This window comes from Streptomyces sp. NPDC029014 (genome assembly GCF_055564695.1).
In genome coordinates this window covers 1-18389 of record NZ_JBVHVT010000128.1, presented here as the reverse complement: position 1 = coordinate 18389, position 18389 = coordinate 1, and the positions used below count along the sequence as shown (strand labels likewise).

Annotated in this window: 18 protein-coding genes; 1 reads left to right on the top strand and 17 read right to left on the bottom strand. The window is 70.8% G+C overall.

From position 1 onward, the window contains the following. Nucleotides 1–266: 266 nt before the first annotated feature. The 12 genes from ACZ4VL_RS38055 to ACZ4VL_RS38000 all read right to left on the bottom strand — a co-directional run bounded on the left by ACZ4VL_RS38055 (nucleotide 267) and on the right by ACZ4VL_RS38000 (nucleotide 12672). Nucleotides 267–3125: a DEAD/DEAH box helicase gene (locus ACZ4VL_RS38055; RefSeq protein ID WP_468209770.1), complete on the bottom strand. Its 2859-nt coding sequence runs from the start codon at nucleotides 3123–3125 to the stop codon at nucleotides 267–269. 81 nt (nucleotides 3126–3206) lie between these two features. Further along, nucleotides 3207–4094, bottom strand: a complete 888-nt coding sequence (locus ACZ4VL_RS38050; protein ID WP_468209767.1) for a diacylglycerol kinase — start codon at nucleotides 4092–4094, stop codon at nucleotides 3207–3209. 39 nt (nucleotides 4095–4133) lie between these two features. Beyond that, the gene (gene tatC / locus ACZ4VL_RS38045; RefSeq protein WP_468209764.1) at nucleotides 4134–5102 is read right to left on the bottom strand and encodes a twin-arginine translocase subunit TatC; all 969 of its coding nucleotides are present in this window, start codon (nucleotides 5100–5102) and stop codon (nucleotides 4134–4136) included. Between the two features lie 81 nt (nucleotides 5103–5183). Next, the gene (tatA, locus tag ACZ4VL_RS38040; RefSeq protein WP_468209761.1) at nucleotides 5184–5468 is read right to left on the bottom strand and encodes a Sec-independent protein translocase subunit TatA; all 285 of its coding nucleotides are present in this window, start codon (nucleotides 5466–5468) and stop codon (nucleotides 5184–5186) included. Nucleotides 5469–5682: 214 nt separating this feature from the next. Further along, nucleotides 5683–5886, bottom strand: coding sequence for a hypothetical protein (locus tag ACZ4VL_RS38035; protein WP_468209759.1), 204 nt, complete (start codon nucleotides 5884–5886; stop codon nucleotides 5683–5685). A 25-nt stretch (nucleotides 5887–5911) separates the two neighbouring features. Then, nucleotides 5912–6184: a hypothetical protein gene (locus ACZ4VL_RS38030; protein WP_468209756.1), complete on the bottom strand. Its 273-nt coding sequence runs from the start codon at nucleotides 6182–6184 to the stop codon at nucleotides 5912–5914. 100 nt (nucleotides 6185–6284) lie between these two features. Beyond that, a complete protein-coding gene (locus tag ACZ4VL_RS38025; RefSeq protein ID WP_468209753.1) occupies nucleotides 6285–7253 on the bottom strand; it encodes a helix-turn-helix transcriptional regulator in 969 nt (322 codons plus the stop codon). A gap of 173 nt (nucleotides 7254–7426) precedes the next feature. Further along, nucleotides 7427–8386 (bottom strand): helix-turn-helix transcriptional regulator, encoded by a 960-nt coding sequence (locus tag ACZ4VL_RS38020; RefSeq protein WP_468209750.1) that lies wholly within the window; start codon nucleotides 8384–8386, stop codon nucleotides 7427–7429. A gap of 127 nt (nucleotides 8387–8513) precedes the next feature. Next, entirely contained in the window at nucleotides 8514–8894 is a 381-nt protein-coding gene (locus tag ACZ4VL_RS38015) for an FKBP-type peptidyl-prolyl cis-trans isomerase (protein WP_468209748.1), read from the bottom strand. A 67-nt stretch (nucleotides 8895–8961) separates the two neighbouring features. Then, on the bottom strand, nucleotides 8962–9900 hold the full coding sequence (locus ACZ4VL_RS38010) for an FKBP-type peptidyl-prolyl cis-trans isomerase (protein WP_468209745.1): 939 nt from the start codon (nucleotides 9898–9900) through the stop codon (nucleotides 8962–8964). Between the two features lie 101 nt (nucleotides 9901–10001). Next, on the bottom strand, nucleotides 10002–11363 hold the full coding sequence (gene pafA / locus ACZ4VL_RS38005) for a Pup--protein ligase (protein ID WP_361096027.1): 1362 nt from the start codon (nucleotides 11361–11363) through the stop codon (nucleotides 10002–10004). A 58-nt stretch (nucleotides 11364–11421) separates the two neighbouring features. Further along, nucleotides 11422–12672 (bottom strand): MFS transporter, encoded by a 1251-nt coding sequence (locus ACZ4VL_RS38000; protein ID WP_468209742.1) that lies wholly within the window; start codon nucleotides 12670–12672, stop codon nucleotides 11422–11424. Nucleotides 12673–12807: 135 nt separating this feature from the next. Between ACZ4VL_RS38000 and ACZ4VL_RS37995 the strand changes: the two genes are divergently transcribed. Continuing rightward, a complete protein-coding gene (locus tag ACZ4VL_RS37995) occupies nucleotides 12808–13812 on the top strand; it encodes a LacI family DNA-binding transcriptional regulator (RefSeq protein WP_468209739.1) in 1005 nt (334 codons plus the stop codon). A gap of 89 nt (nucleotides 13813–13901) precedes the next feature. Here ACZ4VL_RS37995 and prcA read toward each other — a convergent pair whose 3' ends face one another. The 5 genes from prcA to dop form a co-directional block, all read right to left on the bottom strand. Continuing rightward, nucleotides 13902–14666, bottom strand: coding sequence for a proteasome subunit alpha (prcA, locus tag ACZ4VL_RS37990; RefSeq protein WP_468209736.1), 765 nt, complete (start codon nucleotides 14664–14666; stop codon nucleotides 13902–13904). Nucleotides 14667–14712: 46 nt separating this feature from the next. Further along, nucleotides 14713–15552, bottom strand: a complete 840-nt coding sequence (gene prcB, locus ACZ4VL_RS37985) for a proteasome subunit beta (RefSeq protein ID WP_468209734.1) — start codon at nucleotides 15550–15552, stop codon at nucleotides 14713–14715. Next, nucleotides 15504–15992 carry an endonuclease VII domain-containing protein gene (locus tag ACZ4VL_RS37980; protein WP_468209732.1) on the bottom strand — a complete coding sequence of 163 codons (489 nt, stop codon included), beginning with the start codon at nucleotides 15990–15992 and terminating at the stop codon, nucleotides 15504–15506. The genes prcB and ACZ4VL_RS37980 overlap by 49 nt, the downstream gene beginning before the upstream one ends. A gap of 148 nt (nucleotides 15993–16140) precedes the next feature. Next, on the bottom strand, nucleotides 16141–16353 hold the full coding sequence (locus tag ACZ4VL_RS37975) for a ubiquitin-like protein Pup (RefSeq protein WP_045947082.1): 213 nt from the start codon (nucleotides 16351–16353) through the stop codon (nucleotides 16141–16143). A gap of 187 nt (nucleotides 16354–16540) precedes the next feature. Further along, nucleotides 16541–18052, bottom strand: coding sequence for a depupylase/deamidase Dop (gene dop, locus ACZ4VL_RS37970; protein ID WP_468209729.1), 1512 nt, complete (start codon nucleotides 18050–18052; stop codon nucleotides 16541–16543). Nucleotides 18053–18389: the final 337 nt, after the last annotated feature.

The window sequence follows — 18389 nt, the reverse complement described above, 5'->3', positions numbered from 1 at the left end:
CCTCGCCCCTATAATATCCGTGTGGGGTGGGGGGATCCTCGCACCCCGGGGGGGGGAGCACTTCTGTCGCCGAGGGGGGGCTTTCCTCGAGACCCGCCCGGCCGCTGCGTTCCTTCAGCCGGTCGGCGCGCGGCCGGCCGACCCGTCTCGGGCCTTCGCCCGTTCCCCCAGTCATGGCCCGATCGTCCCACAGGGGCACCCCGGAGTGATCATGGCAAGAGATGAGATCCGGCCATGACCCCCTTCGGAGGAAGCCCCAAAAGGGGCTAGCCGACCGAGCTGTACGCCACTACGCCCCGCAGGAGGGCGTCGACCGCCTTGCGTGCGTTGCGCGCCACGGTGCTGCCGCCGCTACCGCCGCCGGCCCCGGTGGACGTTGACGCCGGCGCGGCCGCGGCGATCTGCCCGAGCACGTCGATGACCTGCTTGCACCAGCGCACGAAGTCGCCGGCCGGCATCTCGGCCTCCCGCAGCACCTCGTCCAGGCCCTTGCCGGACGCCCACTCGTAGGCGGCCCAGGCGAAGCCGAGGTCGGGCTCGCGCTGTCCGACGCCCTCGGCCTGGTTGATGCGGTGCTCCTCCTCCAGCGCGTCGAGGCGGCCCCAGATGCGGACCATCTCGCCGAGGGCGGCCTTCGCGGCCCCGCCGGGCACCTTCGGCGCCACCGCGTCGTCGGACTGCCGCGCCTCGAAGACCAGCGCGGAGACGCAGGCGGCCAGCTCTGCCGGGTTCAGGCCCTCCCAGACACCCTCGCGCAGGCATTCGGAGGCCAGCAGGTCGAGTTCGCCGTAGAGCCGGGCGAGCCGCTTGCCGTGCTCGGTGACCTCGTCCTCGCGCAGGTAGTCCAGCTCGGTCAGGAGCCGGTGGATCCGGTCGAAGGTGCGGGCGATGGTGTTCGTCCGGCCCTCGATGCGCCGCTCCAGCGCCTGGGTGTCCCGCTTGAGCCGGTGGTAGCGCTCCGCCCAGCGGGCGTGGTCCTCGCGCTCGTCGCAGCCGTGGCAGGGGTGCGCCCGCAGCTCGGCGCGCAGCCGGGCGATCTGGCGGTCGTCGGCGGCGGCGGCCCGGCCGCGGCGGCCGCGCTCGGGGGTGACGTGCCCGGCCTTGGCCCGCAGTTGGGAGGCGAGGTCGCGGCGGGACTGCGGGGAGCGGGCGTTGAAGCTCCGCGGGATCCGCATCCGGTCGATGGCCTCGACCGGCACCGGGAAGTCGATCGACGCGAGCCGCTTGACCTGCCGTTCGGCGGTGAGGACGAGCGGGCGCGGGCCCTCGCCGTACTCCTGGCCGCGGTACCCGTGGACCCGGCCGGCGGGCACGCCCGGGTCCAGGACGAGGGCGAGCCCGGCGAACTTGCCGGTGGGGACGTGGATGATGTCGCCCGGCTTGAGCCTCTCCAGGGAGTCGGCGGCCTGGGCCCGGCGCTGGGCCGCGCCCTGCTTGGCCAGTTCCGTCTCGCGGTCCTTCAGGTCGCGGCGCAGCTGCGCGTACTCCTCGAAGTTTCCGAGGTGGCAGGTCATGCCCTCGCGGTAGCCGGTGAGGCCCTCTTCGTTGCGCTGGACCTGCCGGGAGATCCCGACGACGGAGCGGTCGGCCTGGAACTGCGCGAAGGAGGTCTCCAGCAGCTCGCGCGAGCGGTGCCGCCCGAACTGCTGCACCAGGTTGACCGCCATGTTGTACGAGGGCTTGAAGCTGGAGCGCAGCGGATACGTGCGGGTGCCGGCGAGCCCGGCGAGCGCGGCCGGGTCCATGCCGCGCTGCCACAGGACCACGGCATGGCCCTCGACGTCGATGCCGCGGCGGCCGGCGCGGCCGGTCAGCTGCGTGTACTCGCCGGGGGTGATGTCGGCGTGCTGCTCGCCGTTCCACTTGACCAGCTTCTCCAGGATCACCGTGCGCGCGGGCATGTTGATGCCGAGCGCCAGGGTCTCGGTGGCGAAGACGGCCTTGACCAGGCCGCGGACGAAGAGCTCCTCCACGACCTCCTTGAAGGTGGGCAGCATGCCGGCGTGGTGCGCGGCGATGCCGCGTTCGAGGCCTTCGAGCCACTCGTAGTACCCGAGGACGTGGAGGTCCTCGGCGGGGATGGACGCCGTCCGCTCCTCGACGATCTCACGGACCTTCAGGCGGGCCGACTCGTCGTTGAGCCGCAGCCCGGCGAAGAGGCACTGCTGGACGGCGGCCTCGCAGCCGGCCCGGCTGAAGATGAAGTTGATGGCTGGCAGCAGCCCGTCGCCGTCGAGGCGGGCGATCACCTCGGGGCGGCCCGGGGTCCAGATCCGGTTGCGGGAGCGCCGCTCGCGCTCGCGGTCGGCCTCGCGGATCATCTTGCCGCGCCGCCGGTCCTTGGGGCTGTAGCCGCGGCTGTTCTCCTCGCGGGCCATGCGCAGCAGGTCGGGGTTGACCTCGCGGCGGCCGGAGCCGCGGCCTCCGTGGTCGGTCTCCTCCTCGAAGAGGTCGTGGATCCGGCGGCCGGCCATGACGTGCTGCCACAGGGGGACGGGCCGCTCCTCGGAGACGATCACCTCGGTGTCGCCGCGGACCGTGTCGAGCCAGTCGCCGAACTCCTCGGCGTTGGACACGGTGGCCGACAGGGACACCAGCGTCACGGACTCGGGGAGGTGGATGATCACTTCCTCCCAGACGGCTCCGCGGAACCGGTCGGAGAGGTAGTGCACCTCGTCCATCACGACGTAGCCGAGGCCCAGCAGGGACTGCGAGCCCGCGTACAGCATGTTGCGGAGCACCTCGGTGGTCATCACGACCACGGGCGCCTCGGAGTTCACGCTGTTGTCGCCGGTCAGCAGGCCGACGCGGTCGGCGCCGTAGCGCTTGACGAGGTCGGCGTACTTCTGGTTCGACAGGGCCTTGATCGGTGTCGTGTAGAAGCACTTGCGCCCCTGCCGCAGGGCCAGGTGCACGGCGAACTCGCCGACGATGGTCTTGCCCGAGCCGGTCGGGGCGGCGACCAGCACGCCCTTGCCGGCCTCCAGTGCCTTGCAGGCGTCGACCTGGTACGCGTCCAGGTCGAAGTCGTACAGCTCGCGGAAGGGGGCCAGGGCGGTGGCTTCTTCGGCGGCGCGGATCCGGGCAGCGGCGTACCGCTCGGCGGGTGAGAGTTCTTCGGTCATCTTGCAGTCGAGCCTACCCGCCGCCCCTGACAACAGTCGCGATCTTTATGACCGGTCCGGGGCCCGCGGGCGGCCGCGGCGTCAGCCGAGGATCCGTACGGCCGCGGGGACGCACTCGGCGGTGACCGGCAGCGGCCCGACCCGCTCGCCGTCGGCGTAGGCGGTCAGGCCCGCGGCCTCCAGCGTCACTTTCGCGGCCCGGTGGACGGTGACCTCGGGGTGGTCGAGGTGGGTCCCCTTGTAGACCTGCGGGAACACCGTCAGCAGGGTGGTCCGGCTGCAGTCGCCGACGACCACGACGTCGAAGAGCCCGTCGTCGGGGACGGCGTCGGCGCAGATCCGCATGCCGCCCCCGTAGGAGGACCCGTTGCCGACGGCGACCAGGGTGGCCTCGGTCTCGACGGCGGGGCCGTCGTCGAGGGTGATCCGGTACCGGAAGGGCCGGAAGGCGGCCAGTTCCGCGATCATCGCCAGGTCGTACTTGAAGCGGCCCGCGGGCAGCCGCATCCGGTTGCCGCGGTCGTTGACCCGGGAGTCGAAGCCGGAGCAGAGCACGGTCCCGAACCAGGTCCCGGCCACCCGCCCGAGGTCGATCTCCCGCAGCCGGCTCTCCTTGAGGGCCTCGGCGGCCAGCCGCGCCGCCCGGGCGGGTTCCCGCACGGGAAGGCCCAGGGAGCGGGCGAAGTCGTTGCCGGTGCCCGCCGCGATCACCCCGAGCGGCACCAGGGTCCCGGCGAGGGCCTGCAGGGCGAGGGAGACCACGCCGTCGCCACCGACGGCGATCACCGCCCCGGTTCCCTCGCGGACGGCCGTGCGCAGCCGCGCCAGGGCGTCCTCGGCGTCCGTGCCGACGACGGTGCGGACGTGGAAGCCCGCGTCCCGGAGCGCGGACGCGGCCGGCTGCGCGGAGTGCGCGCCCCGGCCGCGTCCTGCGGTGGGATTGACGAAGAGGGTGATCTCAGCGCTCACCGCAGGGAATGTACCTGCCGGGTGGCGCCGTGGTAACCGTCAGGTGGCGTCGTCGTAACCGTTGATCTTCCGGCGTCCGCCGTCGGTCTGCTCGGGCAGCGGCGTCGGTGCGGGCACCGACTCCACCCCGCCGATCGGGGCGGGCGTGAGGTCGAGCTCGGCCGCCTCGTCGTCGGCGAGCAGCGCATCGGGGTTGTTGCGGCGCCGCCTGCGGTCGTTGACCAGGCAGATCCCGAGGGCGATGAAGTACAGGGCGATGATCGGGGCGGCCAGCGACAGCATCGTCAGCGGGTCACCGGTCGGGGTCGCGAACGCCGCGAAGACGGTGATGCCGAGGACCATCGCGCGCCACCAGCTCGCGAGCCGCTTCGCGGTGAGGACTCCGGTGAAGTTCAGCAGGATCAGCAGCAGCGGCAGCTCGAAGGCCAGACCGAAGACGATGACCATGCGGGTGACCAGGTCGAGGTAGTCGTCGACCGGGAGCAGGTTGCGCGCGTGCTCGGGGGTGAATTCGAGCAGGATCGTGGCGGTCTGCGGCAGCAGCTTGTACGCGAGCACCGCACCCGCACCGAACAACGGGGCGCCGACCGCGACGAAGCCCATCGCGTACTTCTTCTCGTGGCCGTGCAGGCCGGGCGCGACGAAGGCCCACAGCTGGTACAGCCAGACCGGGGCGGAGAGGACCACGCCGGCGGTGAGCGAGACCTTGAGGGCGATCGAGAACGGCGCGATGAGGCCGTTCACGGTCATGTCGGCGCAGGGCCGGCCGTTGCGCTGCGAGACCACGCCGTCGGTGCAACCGACGGAGTCGAGCATCGGCTTCAGCATGAAGTCGATGACGTCCTTGTAGTAGACGGCTGCCACCACGGTGATCACGAGGATCGCCAGGACCGACTTCAGCAGGCGGTTTCTCAGCTCACGCAAGTGCTCGACAAGAGGCATCCGCCCTTCGGCGTCCTTTTCCTGCCGCTGGCCCTGCTTCTCTTGCTTGCGGGCGGTCTTGAGCAACCCACGTCCCTTGTCTCGTTGCAGATGACCGGCGCGACCGTGATCGCGACCACGGCGCGGACCGCGGTCGTGACCGGCGGATCAGCCCTGGGCGGTGTGGTTCGGCTCGCCGACGGGGCGGGAGCTGGTCACGTCGCCGGGGGCGGCCTTGATGGTGCGCGGGGCTGCCTGCTGCGGGGCCTGGTCGGCGGTGCGCGCGGCGTCCTCCGCGGCGCTCTCGCTCTTCATGGCCTTGGCCTCGCTCTTGAGGATACGGGCCGACTTGCCGAGGGAGCGGGCCATCTCGGGGAGCTTCTTCGCACCGAACAGGAGCACGATGACCGCGATGATCAGAAGGATCTCGAGGGGCTTCAGATTGCCGATCATGTGTGTCTTCCTTCTCACCGAAACGGCTGGTTGTGGTGGCAACGGCATCGGACCGTGATCCTCGGACCGCTCCAAGGATCGTAACCCCCGGGGGTTAACGACCGGGAATCCCCCGGGGTACCACGCCTTGCGCGCGGCTGCGTCCGACGGTACGGGGCGCGCCCCACACTTTCCATATACCTGCCGGACGCGATACCAGCCGGACGCGTATGGCTCAGCGGTGCCCGGCCTCGCGGCCCGCACGGGCCAGGTCCTCCGCCGCCCGCTCCAGGTCCCCGGAGGCGGCCGTGATCCGGCGGCTGGCGAGCGCGACCTGGCCGGACAGCCGCCGGACCTCGGCGAAGACGCGCAGCGCCAGGACGGCGAGGACGGTGAGCCCGAGGAAACCCAGGGCGATAGCGAGCATCGGCCACAGCATGGGACGAGCCTAGGCCACCGGTCCGTCAGACACTGCGCAGGGTGCTGACACCGCCGCCGGTCAGCAGTTCCACGATGCGCTCACCGGCCGGTTTGCGGACGGACGCGGCGCACTCGGGGCAGGTGAAGGAGTAGAACGTGGTCCGCCGGCTCCCGCCGATGACCAGCCGCAGGGCGGCCGCGTCCAGCTCGAAACGGGCCCGGCAGTCGGGACAGGCGGCCTTGAAGGAGACCGGCCCCGCCGCGGCGGGCCGTCCCGGCGGCCCCGCGGCGCCCTGCCCGCCCTGCGGCCCAGACATTCGCGACATCCTCGGCGCTCCCCTCGCGGTTCTTCTTCCCTGCGCTACCGCCGCGCCGGGCGCGGCCGCCGCCGGCCCGGTCGGCCCCGGCGGTGCGGGCTCAGCCCTGTTCCCCGTACCCGGCCAGTGCCTCGCGGGCCGCCTGCCGTGCGCTCCGCGCCAGCTCCGGCGGCGACACGATCCGGCCGTCGCGGCCCAGCCGCAGCGCGAGGCGGCGCAGCGAGCCCGGGTCGGGGCTGCGCAGCGTGATCCGCAGGCCGCCGTCGGCGAGTTCCTCGGCGCTGTCGTGCGGGTAGTACTCGGCCACCCAGCGGCCGGCGGGCCCCACCTCGACGACGACCTGCGGGTCCTCGGCGGCCGGCTGGACCAGCCCGACGGAGAGGTCGCGCGGCTCGATGGCGGGCGGCTCGGAGCGCTCGTCGAGCAGTCGGATCTCGGCCACCCGGTCGAGGCGGAAGGTGCGCCGCGCCTCGGAGAGGTGGCACCACCCCTCCATGTACGTGTGGCCCACCGCGAAGAGCCGGATCGGGTCGACGGTGCGCTCGGTGAGCTCGTCGCGCGCGGGCGAGTAGTAGCGCAGCCACAGCCGACGGCGCTCGGCGATGGCCCGGTCGACGTCGGCGAAGACGCCGCCCTCGGCCTCGAAGGTCACCGACAGCCGGGAGCTGGCCCCGGCGACCTCCCCGGCGGCCGCCTCCAGCTTGGCGGTGGCGCGCAGCAGGGCGTCCCGGTCGCTCTCGCGCAGCCCGGGCAGGGTGGCGACGGCGCGGGCCGCCACCAGCAGGGCGGTGGCCTCGTCGGCGGCCAGGCGCAGCGGCTCGGCGGTGGACTCACCGGAGGCGTCGGCGTTGTGCCACCAGATGCGCTCGCCGTCGGTGTCGATGTCGAGCAGGTCGCCGCCGCGGAAGCTGGTGCCGCACATCGGCAGCACGTCGAGGTCGGAGATGAGCTCGTCCTCGGTGATCCCGAAGGCGCGGGCGACGTCGGCGACGTGCGCGCCGGGGCGCTCGCGCAGGTAGGTCACCAGGGACAGCATCCGGCGGGTCTGGTCGATGGCGTTGGCGGCCATGCTGGTAGGTCTCCCCCTCAGGGCACGTCGTGCGTGCGGTGCGGTGTGCGGATGGTGCGGCGGACGGGATCGGGTGCGGGGCCGGTACGCGACCGGTGCGGGGGCGCGGCCGCGGTCGCGGCCCGCGGCCCCCGGCCGCGTGGCGGGCCGCCTCCCTGCGGCCCGGGGCGGCCTCAGCCCGCGGCGACGGCGCGCAGCCGGTCCACCACGTCCGCCCGCAGGTCGGCGGGCTCCACCACCACGACGTCCGGACCGAACTCGACGAGCCAGGCGTCGAGCCCGTGCCCGTACGGGATCTCCAGCTCGTCCCAGCCGTCCGCGACGGCCTCGCGGGCGGCGGTGGCCTTGGCCCGCAGCGGATAGCCGGCGCCGGCCCGCAGCCGGATCACGGCGGTGCGGTCCGCGCTCTCCCCGGCCCAGCCCGCGACGGTCTCGCGGACGGTGACCACGTCCGGGACCTCGGCGGTGTACGTACCGGCCCGGGAGCGGACCTTGCCGGTGATCCGGGAGAGCCGGAACACCCGCTCCGCCCCGCGGTCGCGGTCGTGGCCGGCCAGGTACCAGTGGCCGCGCCAGCACTCCAGGGCCCACGGCTCCACCTGCCGGGTCTCCGGCCGGGCGGCGGTGGACTTGCGGTAGTCGAAGACCACGGGCCGACGGTCGCGGCAGGCCAGCATCAGCGGTTCGAAGGCGGCCTCGTGGACCGGGATGCGCGGCTCGATGGCGCTGTGCTGGCCCTCGTACGGGTCCTCCGCCTCCGGCATGCCGCCGGCCCGCAGCTTCTGCAGGGCGCCGCTGGCGGCGCCGGCGAGGCGGGCCTGCTGCCAGACCTTGGCCGCCAGGCCCAGGGCGGCGGCCTCCTCGGCGGCCAGGGAGACGGGCGGCAGCCGGTTGCTGTCGCGGCGGGCGAGGTAACCGGTCTCGCCCTCCAGGTTCTCCACAGTCTCGATGACGAGGCCGAGCTCGCGCAGGTCGTCCTTGTCCCGCTCGAACATGCGGTTGAAGGACTCGTCGTTGCCCGCTTCCATGTACGCCTCGATGGAGCCGCGCAGCTCGCGCTTGCTCAACGGCCGGCGGGTCCCCAGCAGGCACAGCGCCAGATTCATCAGCCGCTCGGCCTTGGCAATCGCCATCGACGCCCTTCCGCCCTTCTCCCATTACATGTCCGTGACCGTTGACCGTACCGCCCCGGCGCTCCGGGGCAAAAGCGAGGCCCCCGCCTCGCGGCGGGGGCCCTCGTGCCCGTCAGGGGCGGCTGGTTCAGCCGACGCCCATCAGGTCGCAGACGAAGATCAGCGTCTCGCCCGGCTGGATGGCCGGGGTCGGGCTGTGGTCGCCGTAGGCGAGGTGGGCGGGGATGGTCAGCTTGCGGCGGCCGCCGACCTTCATGCCCTGGACGCCCTGATCCCAGCCCTGGATGACCTGGCCGATGCCCAGGATGAACGGCAGCGGGGCGCCGCGGTTCCAGGAGGCGTCGAACTCCTCGCCGGTGGAGAAGGCCACGCCGACGTAGTGGACGGAGACCTTCTGACCGGCCTCGGCCACCGGGCCGTCGCCCTCCCAGATGTCCTCGATGACGAGGTCCTTCGGGGCCGGGCCCTCGGGGAAGTCGATCTCGGGCTTCTCGAGCTGGTCGCTCACGTGAACTGCTCCTCAGAAAAACGTACGGGCCCTCCCGACGGTGGCCGGGAGGACAACCGGGACAGTCTTACATCACCGCGAGGATGTCGAGGCTGAACACCAGCGTCGAGTTCGCCGGGATCGTGCCCTTGGCCTCCGCGCCGAAGCCCTGGTCCGGCGGGATCACCAGCAGGATGCGGCTGCCGGCCTTCTTGCCGACCAGGCCCTCCTTGAGGCCCTTGACCGAGATCTGGTCCATCGGCCAGGTCACCGTCTGGTCCAGGGCGTACGTGCTCTCGAAGGTCTTGTCGTCCTTCCACGTCTTGCCGTGGAACTTCACGACGACGCTGTCGGTGTCCTTGACGGCCGGGCCGTCACCCTCCAGCACGTAGTTCGAGACCAGCTTGGCCGGCGGCTCGCTGTCCTTCGGGACCGTCACGGAGACTTCCTTGCCGTCCGTGTTCGTGCCGACCTTGGGCAGGGCCTTGTCCTCCTGCGGGACCTCCTTGCCCGTCGCCGAGACGGGAACGCTGGTGCCCTTGACGATGTCCACGACGAAGACCAGCGTCGCGTTCGGCTTGATCTTGTCGCCGGAACCCTTGGCCCCGTAGCCCAGGTCCGGCGGGATCACCAGCTCCAGTCGACTGCCGACCTTCTTGCCCTCCAGGCCCTGGTCCCAGCCCTTGATGACCATGCCGGCACCGATCGTCACCTCGAACGGCTTGCCCTTGCCGAAGCTCTGGTCGAACGGCTCCTTGCCGTCCCAGACCTGGCCGAGGTAGTTGACCTGGGCGACGTCGCCCTTCTTCAGCGCCGGGCCGGTGCCCTCGCTGATGGTCTCCACCTTCAGCTCCTTCGGCGGGTCGCCCTCCCCCTTGGACAGCTTCGGGGTCTCTCCGAACTTGGCGCCCTCGGTGATCGCGGGCACCCCGTTCTTCATATCGGCGGAGTCGGAGCCACTGTCGCCACAGGCTGCCGTGGACAGCAGCAGAGCGGGTACGACCAGCAGGCCGGCAAGTCGGCGCACGTGTTCCTCAGATCTCAGACGGCAACGGTCGTCGCCACTCTAAGGCGTGCCAGGGCCTCGTACGAGATCCGTACGAGGCCCTGGCCGCAATCGGTGCGATGTCACATGCCAGCGATCAGCTTCTCCACCCGGTCATCCACCGACCGGAACGGGTCCTTGCACAGCACCGTCCGCTGCGCCTGGTCGTTCAGCTTCAGGTGCACCCAGTCGACCGTGAAGTCCCGCCGCTGCTCCTGCGCCCGCCGGATGAAATCACCCCGCAACCGCGCCCGCGTCGTCTGCGGAGGCACCGACTTCCCCTCGAAGATCTTGAGGTCGTTACAGATCCGCGCCGCCTGCCCCTTCCGCTCCAGCAGGTAGTACAGCCCCCGCCGACGGTGGATGTCGTGGTACGCGAGGTCTATCTGGGCCACCCGCGGATTCGACATGGTCATGCCGTGCTTGGCCCGGTACCGCTCGATCAGCTGGTACTTCATGACCCAGTCGATCTCCGTCGCGATCCGATCCAGGTCCTGCGCCTCGACCGCGTCCAGCGTCCGGCCCCACAACTCCAGCACCTGCTCCACCGTGCCGGAACGGATCCCCCGACGCTCGGCGAAGTCCACCGCCTTGTCGTAGTACTCGCGCTGGATCTCCAACGCCGAGGCCTCGCGGCCACTCGCCAGACGCACCTTGCGCTGACCCGTGGTGTCGTGACTGACCTCGCGGATCGCCCGGATCGGGTTCTCCAGGGTCAGGTCCCGCATCACCGTGCCCGCCTCGATCATCCGCAGCACCAGGTCGGTGGCCCCGACCTTCAGCAGCATCGTCGTCTCGGACATGTTCGAGTCCCCGACGATCACGTGCAGCCGGCGGTACCGCTCGGCATCCGCGTGCGGCTCGTCACGCGTGTTGATGATCGGCCGGGACCGCGTCGTCGCGGAGCTGACGCCCTCCCAGATGTGCTCCGCACGCTGACTCACGCAGTAGACGGCACCCCGCGGCGTCTGCAACACCTTGCCCGCCCCGCAGATCAGCTGCCGCGTGACGAGGAACGGAATGAGGATGTCCGCCAGGCGGGAGAATTCCCCGTGCCGCGCCACCAGATAGTTTTCGTGGCAGCCGTACGAGTTTCCCGCCGAGTCGGTGTTGTTCTTGAAGAGGTAGACGTCGCCCGCGATTCCCTCCTCGTGCAGGCGGCGTTCGGCGTCGACCAACAGACCTTCGAGAATGCGCTCGCCGGCCTTGTCGTGGGTGACGAGTTCCGTCACGTTGTCACATTCGGGAGTTGCATATTCCGGATGCGACCCCACATCGAGGTACAGACGGGCACCGTTCCGCAGGAACACGTTGCTGCTGCGGCCCCATGACACGACACGGCGGAAGAGGTAGCGCGCCACTTCGTCAGGAGACAGTCGGCGCTGTCCCCTGAACGTGCACGTGACGCCGTACTCGTTCTCCAGCCCGAAAATGCGGCGGTCCATGACTGAACATTACGCCTTTGGCCCCCGTCTGAAACCGGCTTCGGGAACGCCGTTTCGATCAGTTCCCCACGAGCCGGGCCTCCGCCGCCTCCGCAGCACCCGACGCCGACCCCGCCACCGTCCGCGAACGCCCCGGAGCAGCAAGGATCCGCTGAGTCGCCGTCAGCACCACCAGGGCCGACGCACCCGCCACGCACGCCACACCGAACCCGGTCACCGTACCGCCCAGTTCCACGGCCGGACCGGCCACCGCCGTACCCACGGCCGCACCCACCCCGAAGAACGTCACCAACCAGGAGAACGCCTCCGTGACCGTACCCGCCGGCGCGTGCCGGTCCACGACGATGAACGCACACGCGATCGTCGGCGCCAGGAACACCCCCGCAAGAGCCGTCAGCGCCGTCATGGCCACCGGACCGGGGGTCGACAACAGCGGCAGATAGCCCAGCGCCAGGAACCCCACCAACAGCCGCAGCCGCCGCTCCGGCGCCCCGCTCCACTGCCGGGCCCCGTACGCCACACCACCCACCAGCGCACCCAGACCCAGCGCAGCCATCAACCAGCCGTAGACCGCCTGACCACCATTACGGTCGGAATAGGCGATCGCAGCCACCGTGATCGACCCCAGGGCCATGCCCACGAAGAAGAAGGAGCCGAGCAGCGCCCGCAGCCCCGACGAACGCAGCGCACCCAGCCAGTGCGCCTCACGCGGCTCGGAACGCCACGTACGCGAAGGCTCGGACACCACCACCGACAGCGCACCGAGCACACCCAGGGCGTTGATCACCAGCAGGGCCCCCGCCGGACTCCACAGCGCGACGGACACCGTCACGATCAGCGGCCCGACGGTGTACATGATCTCCTGGGCCACGGCGTCCAGCGCGTACGCGGCGTGCACCCGCTCCTCCTGGCCACCGAGCACGCTCGGCCACAGCGCCCGCAGCCCACCCTCCAGCGGCGGGGAGAAGAAACCGGCGACCACCATCGCGGCGTACGCGACCGCCGCCGAGCCCGTGCCCGCCAGCGCCAGCCAGGCCATGCCCAGCGCGGCCACCACGGCGGAGGGCAGTTGGACCCGGGGCTGCCCGTACAGGTCGACCGCGCGACCCAGCAGCGGCTGGCCCACGGCATTGGCCACACCGTAGACGGCGGCGAGAGCACCCGCGAGGCTGTAGCTACCCCCCTCCGCCCGGACGAACAGCACGATCGCGATCGCGGCCGTGGCGTTCGGCAGCCGACCGACGAGCGTGCCCGCCAGCAGCCGCGCCGCATGCTTGGTCCTGAGCAGCTCCGCGTATCCCGCGGCCATCTCCGCCCCCTTCTGCCCGGACCTGCCGGGGTAATACGTATAACTAGGCGGGTCATACGTACCATGGCCGCAGCCCGGGGGTCCAGCCGCACAACCGGCCCCACCCCCTCCCACCTCGCCGTACAGGAGACCCGTGTGACGAGACCCACCAGCCGGGACGTCGCCACCGCCGCCGGAGTCTCCCAGGCCACCGTCTCCCTCGTCCTCGGCGACAAATGGCGCGGCCGCATCTCCGAACGCACCGCCGACCTCGTCCGCACCACCGCCGCCGACCTCGGCTACCGCCCCAACCTCGCCGCCCGCAACCTCCGCCTCGGCAGCACCCGCACCGCCCTCCTCGTCGTCCCCGCCCTCACCAACGAATTCTTCGCCCGCGTCTACACCGGAGCCGCCCGCGTCGCCGCCGCACACGGCTTCGGCGTCGTCCTCTACCCCTCCCCCGACGGCACCGGCCCCGCCCGCGACCCCTTCGCCTCCGCCCGCGCCGCCCTCGACGGAGTCATCGCCTCCTCCATGGCCGCCGGCGCCCTCGACGCCATCGGCGGCGACGGACTCCCCCTCGTCATGCTCGACAGCGCCCCCGGCTCCGGCCGCGCCGCCGCCCACGTCAACCTCGCCATGGCCGACGGCATCCGCCAGGTCACCGAACACCTCCTGACCCTCGGGCACCGCCGCTTCCTCCACTTCGCCGCCGCCGTCGACTCCTGGACCTTCGACGTCCGCGCCCAGACCCTCGCCCGCCTCCTCGGCCCCCACACCGAGCTCCGCACCGTACGGGCCCCCCTCGACGTCGACGCAGCCCGCACGGCCATGGAGACCGCCCTGGCCGCCCCCGGAACCCGACCCACCGCCGTCATCTGCGACGACGACATCCTCGCCGTCGGCGCCTGCAAAGCCGCCCGCCGACTCGGCCTGCGCGTCCCCGACGACCTCTCCGTCACCGGCATCGACGACCTCGCCCTCGCCACCGCCGTCGAACCCGAACTCACCACCCTCCGCCTGCCCGCGGAACAAGTCGGCGAACAAGGCATGGCCGCCCTCCTCGCCGTCCTCGACGGCACCCCCTGGACCGCCCCCGACATCCCCGTCGACCTCGTCGTACGCGCCTCCACGGCACCCCCACCGACCACCCACCCCTGAAACACCACGCACAACACGAACCGCCCCGGCCCCGCCTCCGAAGAGACAGGACCGGGGCGGAACACCGATCCGCGAACCGGAGCCGACGCCTACTCGGCGTCCTCCTCCGGACCCTCGTCGTTCGACACCGCATCCGCCTGCGCCGCCGCCGGAACATCCGCCTCCAGCAACCGCGCCAACTGCCGACCACGGATCCGCTTGAACTTCCGCTGCTGCGCCCGCGTCCGGTCCAGCACCGCCACCTCCAGCCGATCCGCCGGAATGGTCTTGTCCGCACCGTTCGCCTGACTGGACAGCGCCTGCACCGCCAGCTTCAACGCCTCCGACAGGGTCATCCCCTCACGGTGGCGCTGGTCGAGGTAGCTGCTGATCTGCTCGGCGTTGCCGCCGACCGCGACCGAGCCGTGCTCGTCCACGATCGACCCGTCGTGCGGCAGCCGGTAGATCTGGTCGCCCGCCGCGGTCGTACCGACCTCGGCCACGACCAACTCCACCTCGTACGGCTTCTCGCCCGCACTGGAGAAGATGGTGCCCAGCGTCTGCGCGTACACGTTGGCCAGCCCACGGGCCGTCACATCGTCACGGTCGTAGGTGTACCCGCGCAGGTCCGCGTAGCGCACACCCCCGATCCGCAGGTTCTCGTACTCGTTGTACTTGCCGGCGGCCGCGAAGCCGATCCGGTCGTAGATCTCGCTGAACTTGTGCAGCGCACGGGACGGGTTCTCGCCGACGAACACGATGCCGTCGGCATACTGCAGCACGACAAGGCTGCGGCCGCGGGCGATGCCCTTGCGGGCGTATTCCGCCCGGTCGGCCATCGCCTGCTGCGGGGAGACGTAGAACGGAGTCGACACCGGCTGACCGTCCCTTTCTTCTGGGCTCCTGAGGGGCTGTTACGGATCAGAGCAGGGCGGCGCGCGGGCCGTCCGGCTCCTGGAGGCGGCGGTCGGTGACCGTGCGGGCGAGAGCCTGGGACTCGTCCTCGGTCAGCCGCCGGAAGCCCTCGTCGGTGATGACGGTGACGATCGGGTAGATGTTGCGGTAGAGGTCCGGGCCGCCGGTCGCCGAGTCGTCGTCGGCGGCGTCGTACAGCGCCTGGACGACCAGCGTGGTGGCCTGCTCCTCCGTCAGGTCCGGGCGGTACAGCTTCTTCATCGACCCGCGGGCGAAGATCGAACCCGAACCGGTCGCGGCGTAGCCGTGCTCCTCGGAACGGCCGCCGGTCACGTCGTAGGAGAAGATCCGGCCCTTCTCCCGGGCCTCGTCGTAGCCGGCGAAGAGCGGGACGACGGCCAGGCCCTGCATGGCCATGCCCAGGTTGCTCCGGATCATGGTGGAGAGCCGGTTCGCCTTGCCCTCCAGGGAGAGGGTCGCCCCCTCCACCTTCTCGAAGTGCTCCAGCTCCAGCTGGAACAGCTTCACCATCTCCACGGCGAGGCCGGCCGTGCCGGCGATACCGACCGCGGAGTACTCGTCCGCCGGGAACACCTTCTCGATGTCCCGCTGCGCGATCATGTTGCCCATCGTCGCGCGCCGGTCACCGGCGAGGACGACCCCGCCGGGGAAGGTGACGGCCACGATGGTCGTGCCGTGCGGCGCCTCGACGATCCCCTCCGGGAGCTTCCGGTTGCCCGGCAGCATCTCGGGCGCGTGCGCACCCAAGAAGTCCATGAAGGACGACGACCCCGGCGTCAGGAAGGCTGCCGGAAGACGCCCTGTGCCACGATTGTTGGCTTCCACGCGTGTCCCTCCAGGTATGAAACGACCCGACGAGCGGCGTCGGGATCGTCTCCCAACTTGCCGATGGCCGTGTTGCAGTTGAAGCAAAGTACGCCACGGACCTTACCCGCCGTGTGGCAATGATCCACATGTACCGCTGGAGCCTTCAGGCAGATACAGCAGACCCCACCCTGCGCGGCGATCATCTCGTCACGCTCGGCCTCGGTCATGCCGTAAGCACGCTTGAGGTGGCCTGCCCGGCCCTGAATCGCCCGGCAGGCCTTGCAGCGAGTGGATAAACCGTCTGAGGCACTCGCGTTCTTGTGCCACTCATCGTGCGGCTTGACCTCACCGCACTGCCGGCAGAGCTTCCACCCCGCCGGGACTTCCACTCGCTCCTTGACGGCCTTGCCTTTGGCCGCCTGGCGGCGCCGGTAGTGCTGGGCGCTGTACGCCGCCACGCACTCGCGACACCTCGGCTGCAGGCCGTCCCCTCGGTTCCGATCTGCAGCGAACCCGCTCAGTGGTATGTCACGGTTACACCCACGACACCACTTTGATCCGTTGGACATGGATCACACACTGGCGGGTTCACCTTGGATTCGAAGGCTATTCGCCGCCTTTTTGTACGAAACTCCGAACGAAGTCCTCGGCATTTTCCTCGAGCACATCATCGATTTCGTCCAGGACGGAGTCGACGTCGTCGGAGAGCTTCTCCTGCCGCTCCTTGAGGTCGGACTGTGCTTCCGCGGCCTGCTCCTCGACCTCCTCGGTCGAGCGAGTGGCCTTCTGCTGTCCGCCGCCGGTGTCCTTGGTCGCCATGTCTACCTCACCCCGCTCGGTTCGCACGCTCGTGACGAGGGACCCCGGGATTCGGGATCCCTCAAGATCAGACCCTACTTCGGACCCTACAAGGAGGGCCGGGCTTTCGTCCCGGTACTTTGACAACGTCCGGGTGTTCCCATGATTCCCGGGTGAGGGGGCTTTCAGGCCCCCTCCCGGGACCCGTTCAGCTCCCGCTGAGCACCCGCACCAGGTCCTCCGCCGTCCGGCAGCGGTCCAGCAGCTCCTTGACGTGCTTGCGGGTACCCCGCAGGGGTTCCAGGGTCGGGACGCGCTGGAGGGAGTCGCGGCCCGGCAGGTCGAAGATCACCGAGTCCCAGGAGGCCGCGGCCACGTCGTCCGCGTACTGCTCCAGGCACCGGCCCCGGAAGTACGCCCGGGTGTCCTCCGGCGGCTTCGCGGAGGCCCGCTCCACGGCCTCCTCCTCCACCAGCCGCTTCATCTTGCCGCGGGCCACCAGACGGTTGTACAGGCCCTTGTCGGGCCGTACGTCCGCGTACTGGAGGTCGACCAGGTGGAGCCGGGCGGCGTCCCAGCCGAGCCCGTCACGCCGCCGGTAGCCCTCCAGGATCTGCCGCTTGGCGATCCAGTCCAGCTCGCCGGCGAGGCTCATCGGGTCGCTCTCCAGCCGCCCCAGGACGTCCTCCCAGCGGGACAGCACGTCCTTGGTCTGCTCGTCCGCGTCGGCCCCGAACCGCTCCTCCACGTACTTGCGCGCCAGCTCGAAGTACTCCATCTGCAGTTGCACGGCGGTCAGGGTGCGGCCGCTGCGCAGCGTGATCAGGTGGCGCAGGTCGGGGTCGTGGGAGACCTGGTGCAGGGTGCGGACGGGCTGTTCGACGGCCAGGTCGACGGTGATGAAGCCGTCTTCGATCATGGACAGGACCAGCGCGGTGGTGCCGAGTTTGAGGTAGGTGGAGATCTCGGAGAGGTTCGCGTCGCCGATGATCACGTGGAGGCGGCGGTACTTCTCGGCGTCCGAGTGGGGCTCGTCGCGGGTGTTGATGATGGGCCGTTTGAGGGTGGTTTCGAGGCCGACCTCGACTTCGAAGTAGTCGGCGCGCTGGCTGATCTGGAAGCCGTGTTCGCGGCCGTCCTGGCCGATGCCGATGCGTCCGGCGCCGGTGATCACCTGGCGGCAGACGAAGAAGGGGGTGAGGTGGCGCACGATCTCCGAGAAGGGGGTCTCCCGCTTCATCAGGTAGTTCTCGTGCGTGCCGTAGGAGGCGCCCTTGTTGTCGGTGTTGTTCTTGTAGAGCTGGATGGGCTGGGCGCCGGGGAGCTGGGCGGCGCGTACGGCTGCCTCGGCCATGATCCGTTCGCCGGCCTTGTCCCAGAGGACGGCGTCCAGGGGGTTGGTGACTTCCGGGGAGCTGTATTCGGGGTGCGCGTGGTCGACGTAGAGTCGTGCGCCGTTGGTCAGGATGACGTTGGCCAGGCCGATGTCCTCGTCGGTGAGCTGGCTGCTGTCGGCGGCCTCGCGGGCGAGGTCGAAGCCGCGGGCGTCCCGCAGCGGGTTCTCCTCCTCGAAGTCCCAGCGGGCGCGTCGCGCCCGGTGCATCGCCGCCGCGTAGGCGTTGACGATCTGGGACGAGGTGAGCATGGCATTGGCGTTCGGGTGACCGGGGACGGAGATCCCGTACTCCGTCTCGATTCCCATTACTCGCCGTACGGTCATGCGGCCCTCCTTGCCCGGCGGCGCCCCCGTTCGGGAGCGGCGCTCAAGTACCGCTGGTGGTCCGGTGCGTGTGCGGTGCCCGACCCCGCACTGCGGATGCGGCGGTACGGATGAGCCTAGAACCACTCCACGCCGGTGGGGAGATCATTTCAATCCTTTGGCTGCGCCCCGTCACGGCTGAAAAGCGGTCGGTGATGCTGTCGGTAAAGCAGTCGGCTGGGGGGGGGCGGGGGGGGGGGGGGGGGAAGACCCCCCCCAAAGGAACGGCCCGGGGTTGTCCCCCCCTCCCACGAGAGGCCCGGGTGCTCTCCCCCCCTTCCCCTGAAACAAGCGGAGG

Coding starts and splice junctions, on each gene's coding strand:
- ACZ4VL_RS38055 (WP_468209770.1), bottom strand. CDS start 3,125: ATGACCGAAGAACTCTCACCCGCCGAGCGGTACGCCGCTGCCCGGATC.
- ACZ4VL_RS38025 (WP_468209753.1), bottom strand. CDS start 7,253: ATGGCCGCCAACGCCATCGACCAGACCCGCCGGATGCTGTCCCTGGTG.
- ACZ4VL_RS38000 (WP_468209742.1), bottom strand. CDS start 12,672: ATGGCCGCGGGATACGCGGAGCTGCTCAGGACCAAGCATGCGGCGCGG.
- ACZ4VL_RS38030 (WP_468209756.1), bottom strand. CDS start 6,184: ATGTCTGGGCCGCAGGGCGGGCAGGGCGCCGCGGGGCCGCCGGGACGG.
- ACZ4VL_RS38035 (WP_468209759.1), bottom strand. CDS start 5,886: ATGCTGTGGCCGATGCTCGCTATCGCCCTGGGTTTCCTCGGGCTCACC.
- pafA (WP_361096027.1), bottom strand. CDS start 11,363: ATGGACCGCCGCATTTTCGGGCTGGAGAACGAGTACGGCGTCACGTGC.
- dop (WP_468209729.1), bottom strand. CDS start 18,052: ATGACCGTACGGCGAGTAATGGGAATCGAGACGGAGTACGGGATCTCC.
- tatA (WP_468209761.1), bottom strand. CDS start 5,468: ATGATCGGCAATCTGAAGCCCCTCGAGATCCTTCTGATCATCGCGGTC.
- ACZ4VL_RS38020 (WP_468209750.1), bottom strand. CDS start 8,386: ATGGCGATTGCCAAGGCCGAGCGGCTGATGAATCTGGCGCTGTGCCTG.
- ACZ4VL_RS37975 (WP_045947082.1), bottom strand. CDS start 16,353: ATGGCGACCAAGGACACCGGCGGCGGACAGCAGAAGGCCACTCGCTCG.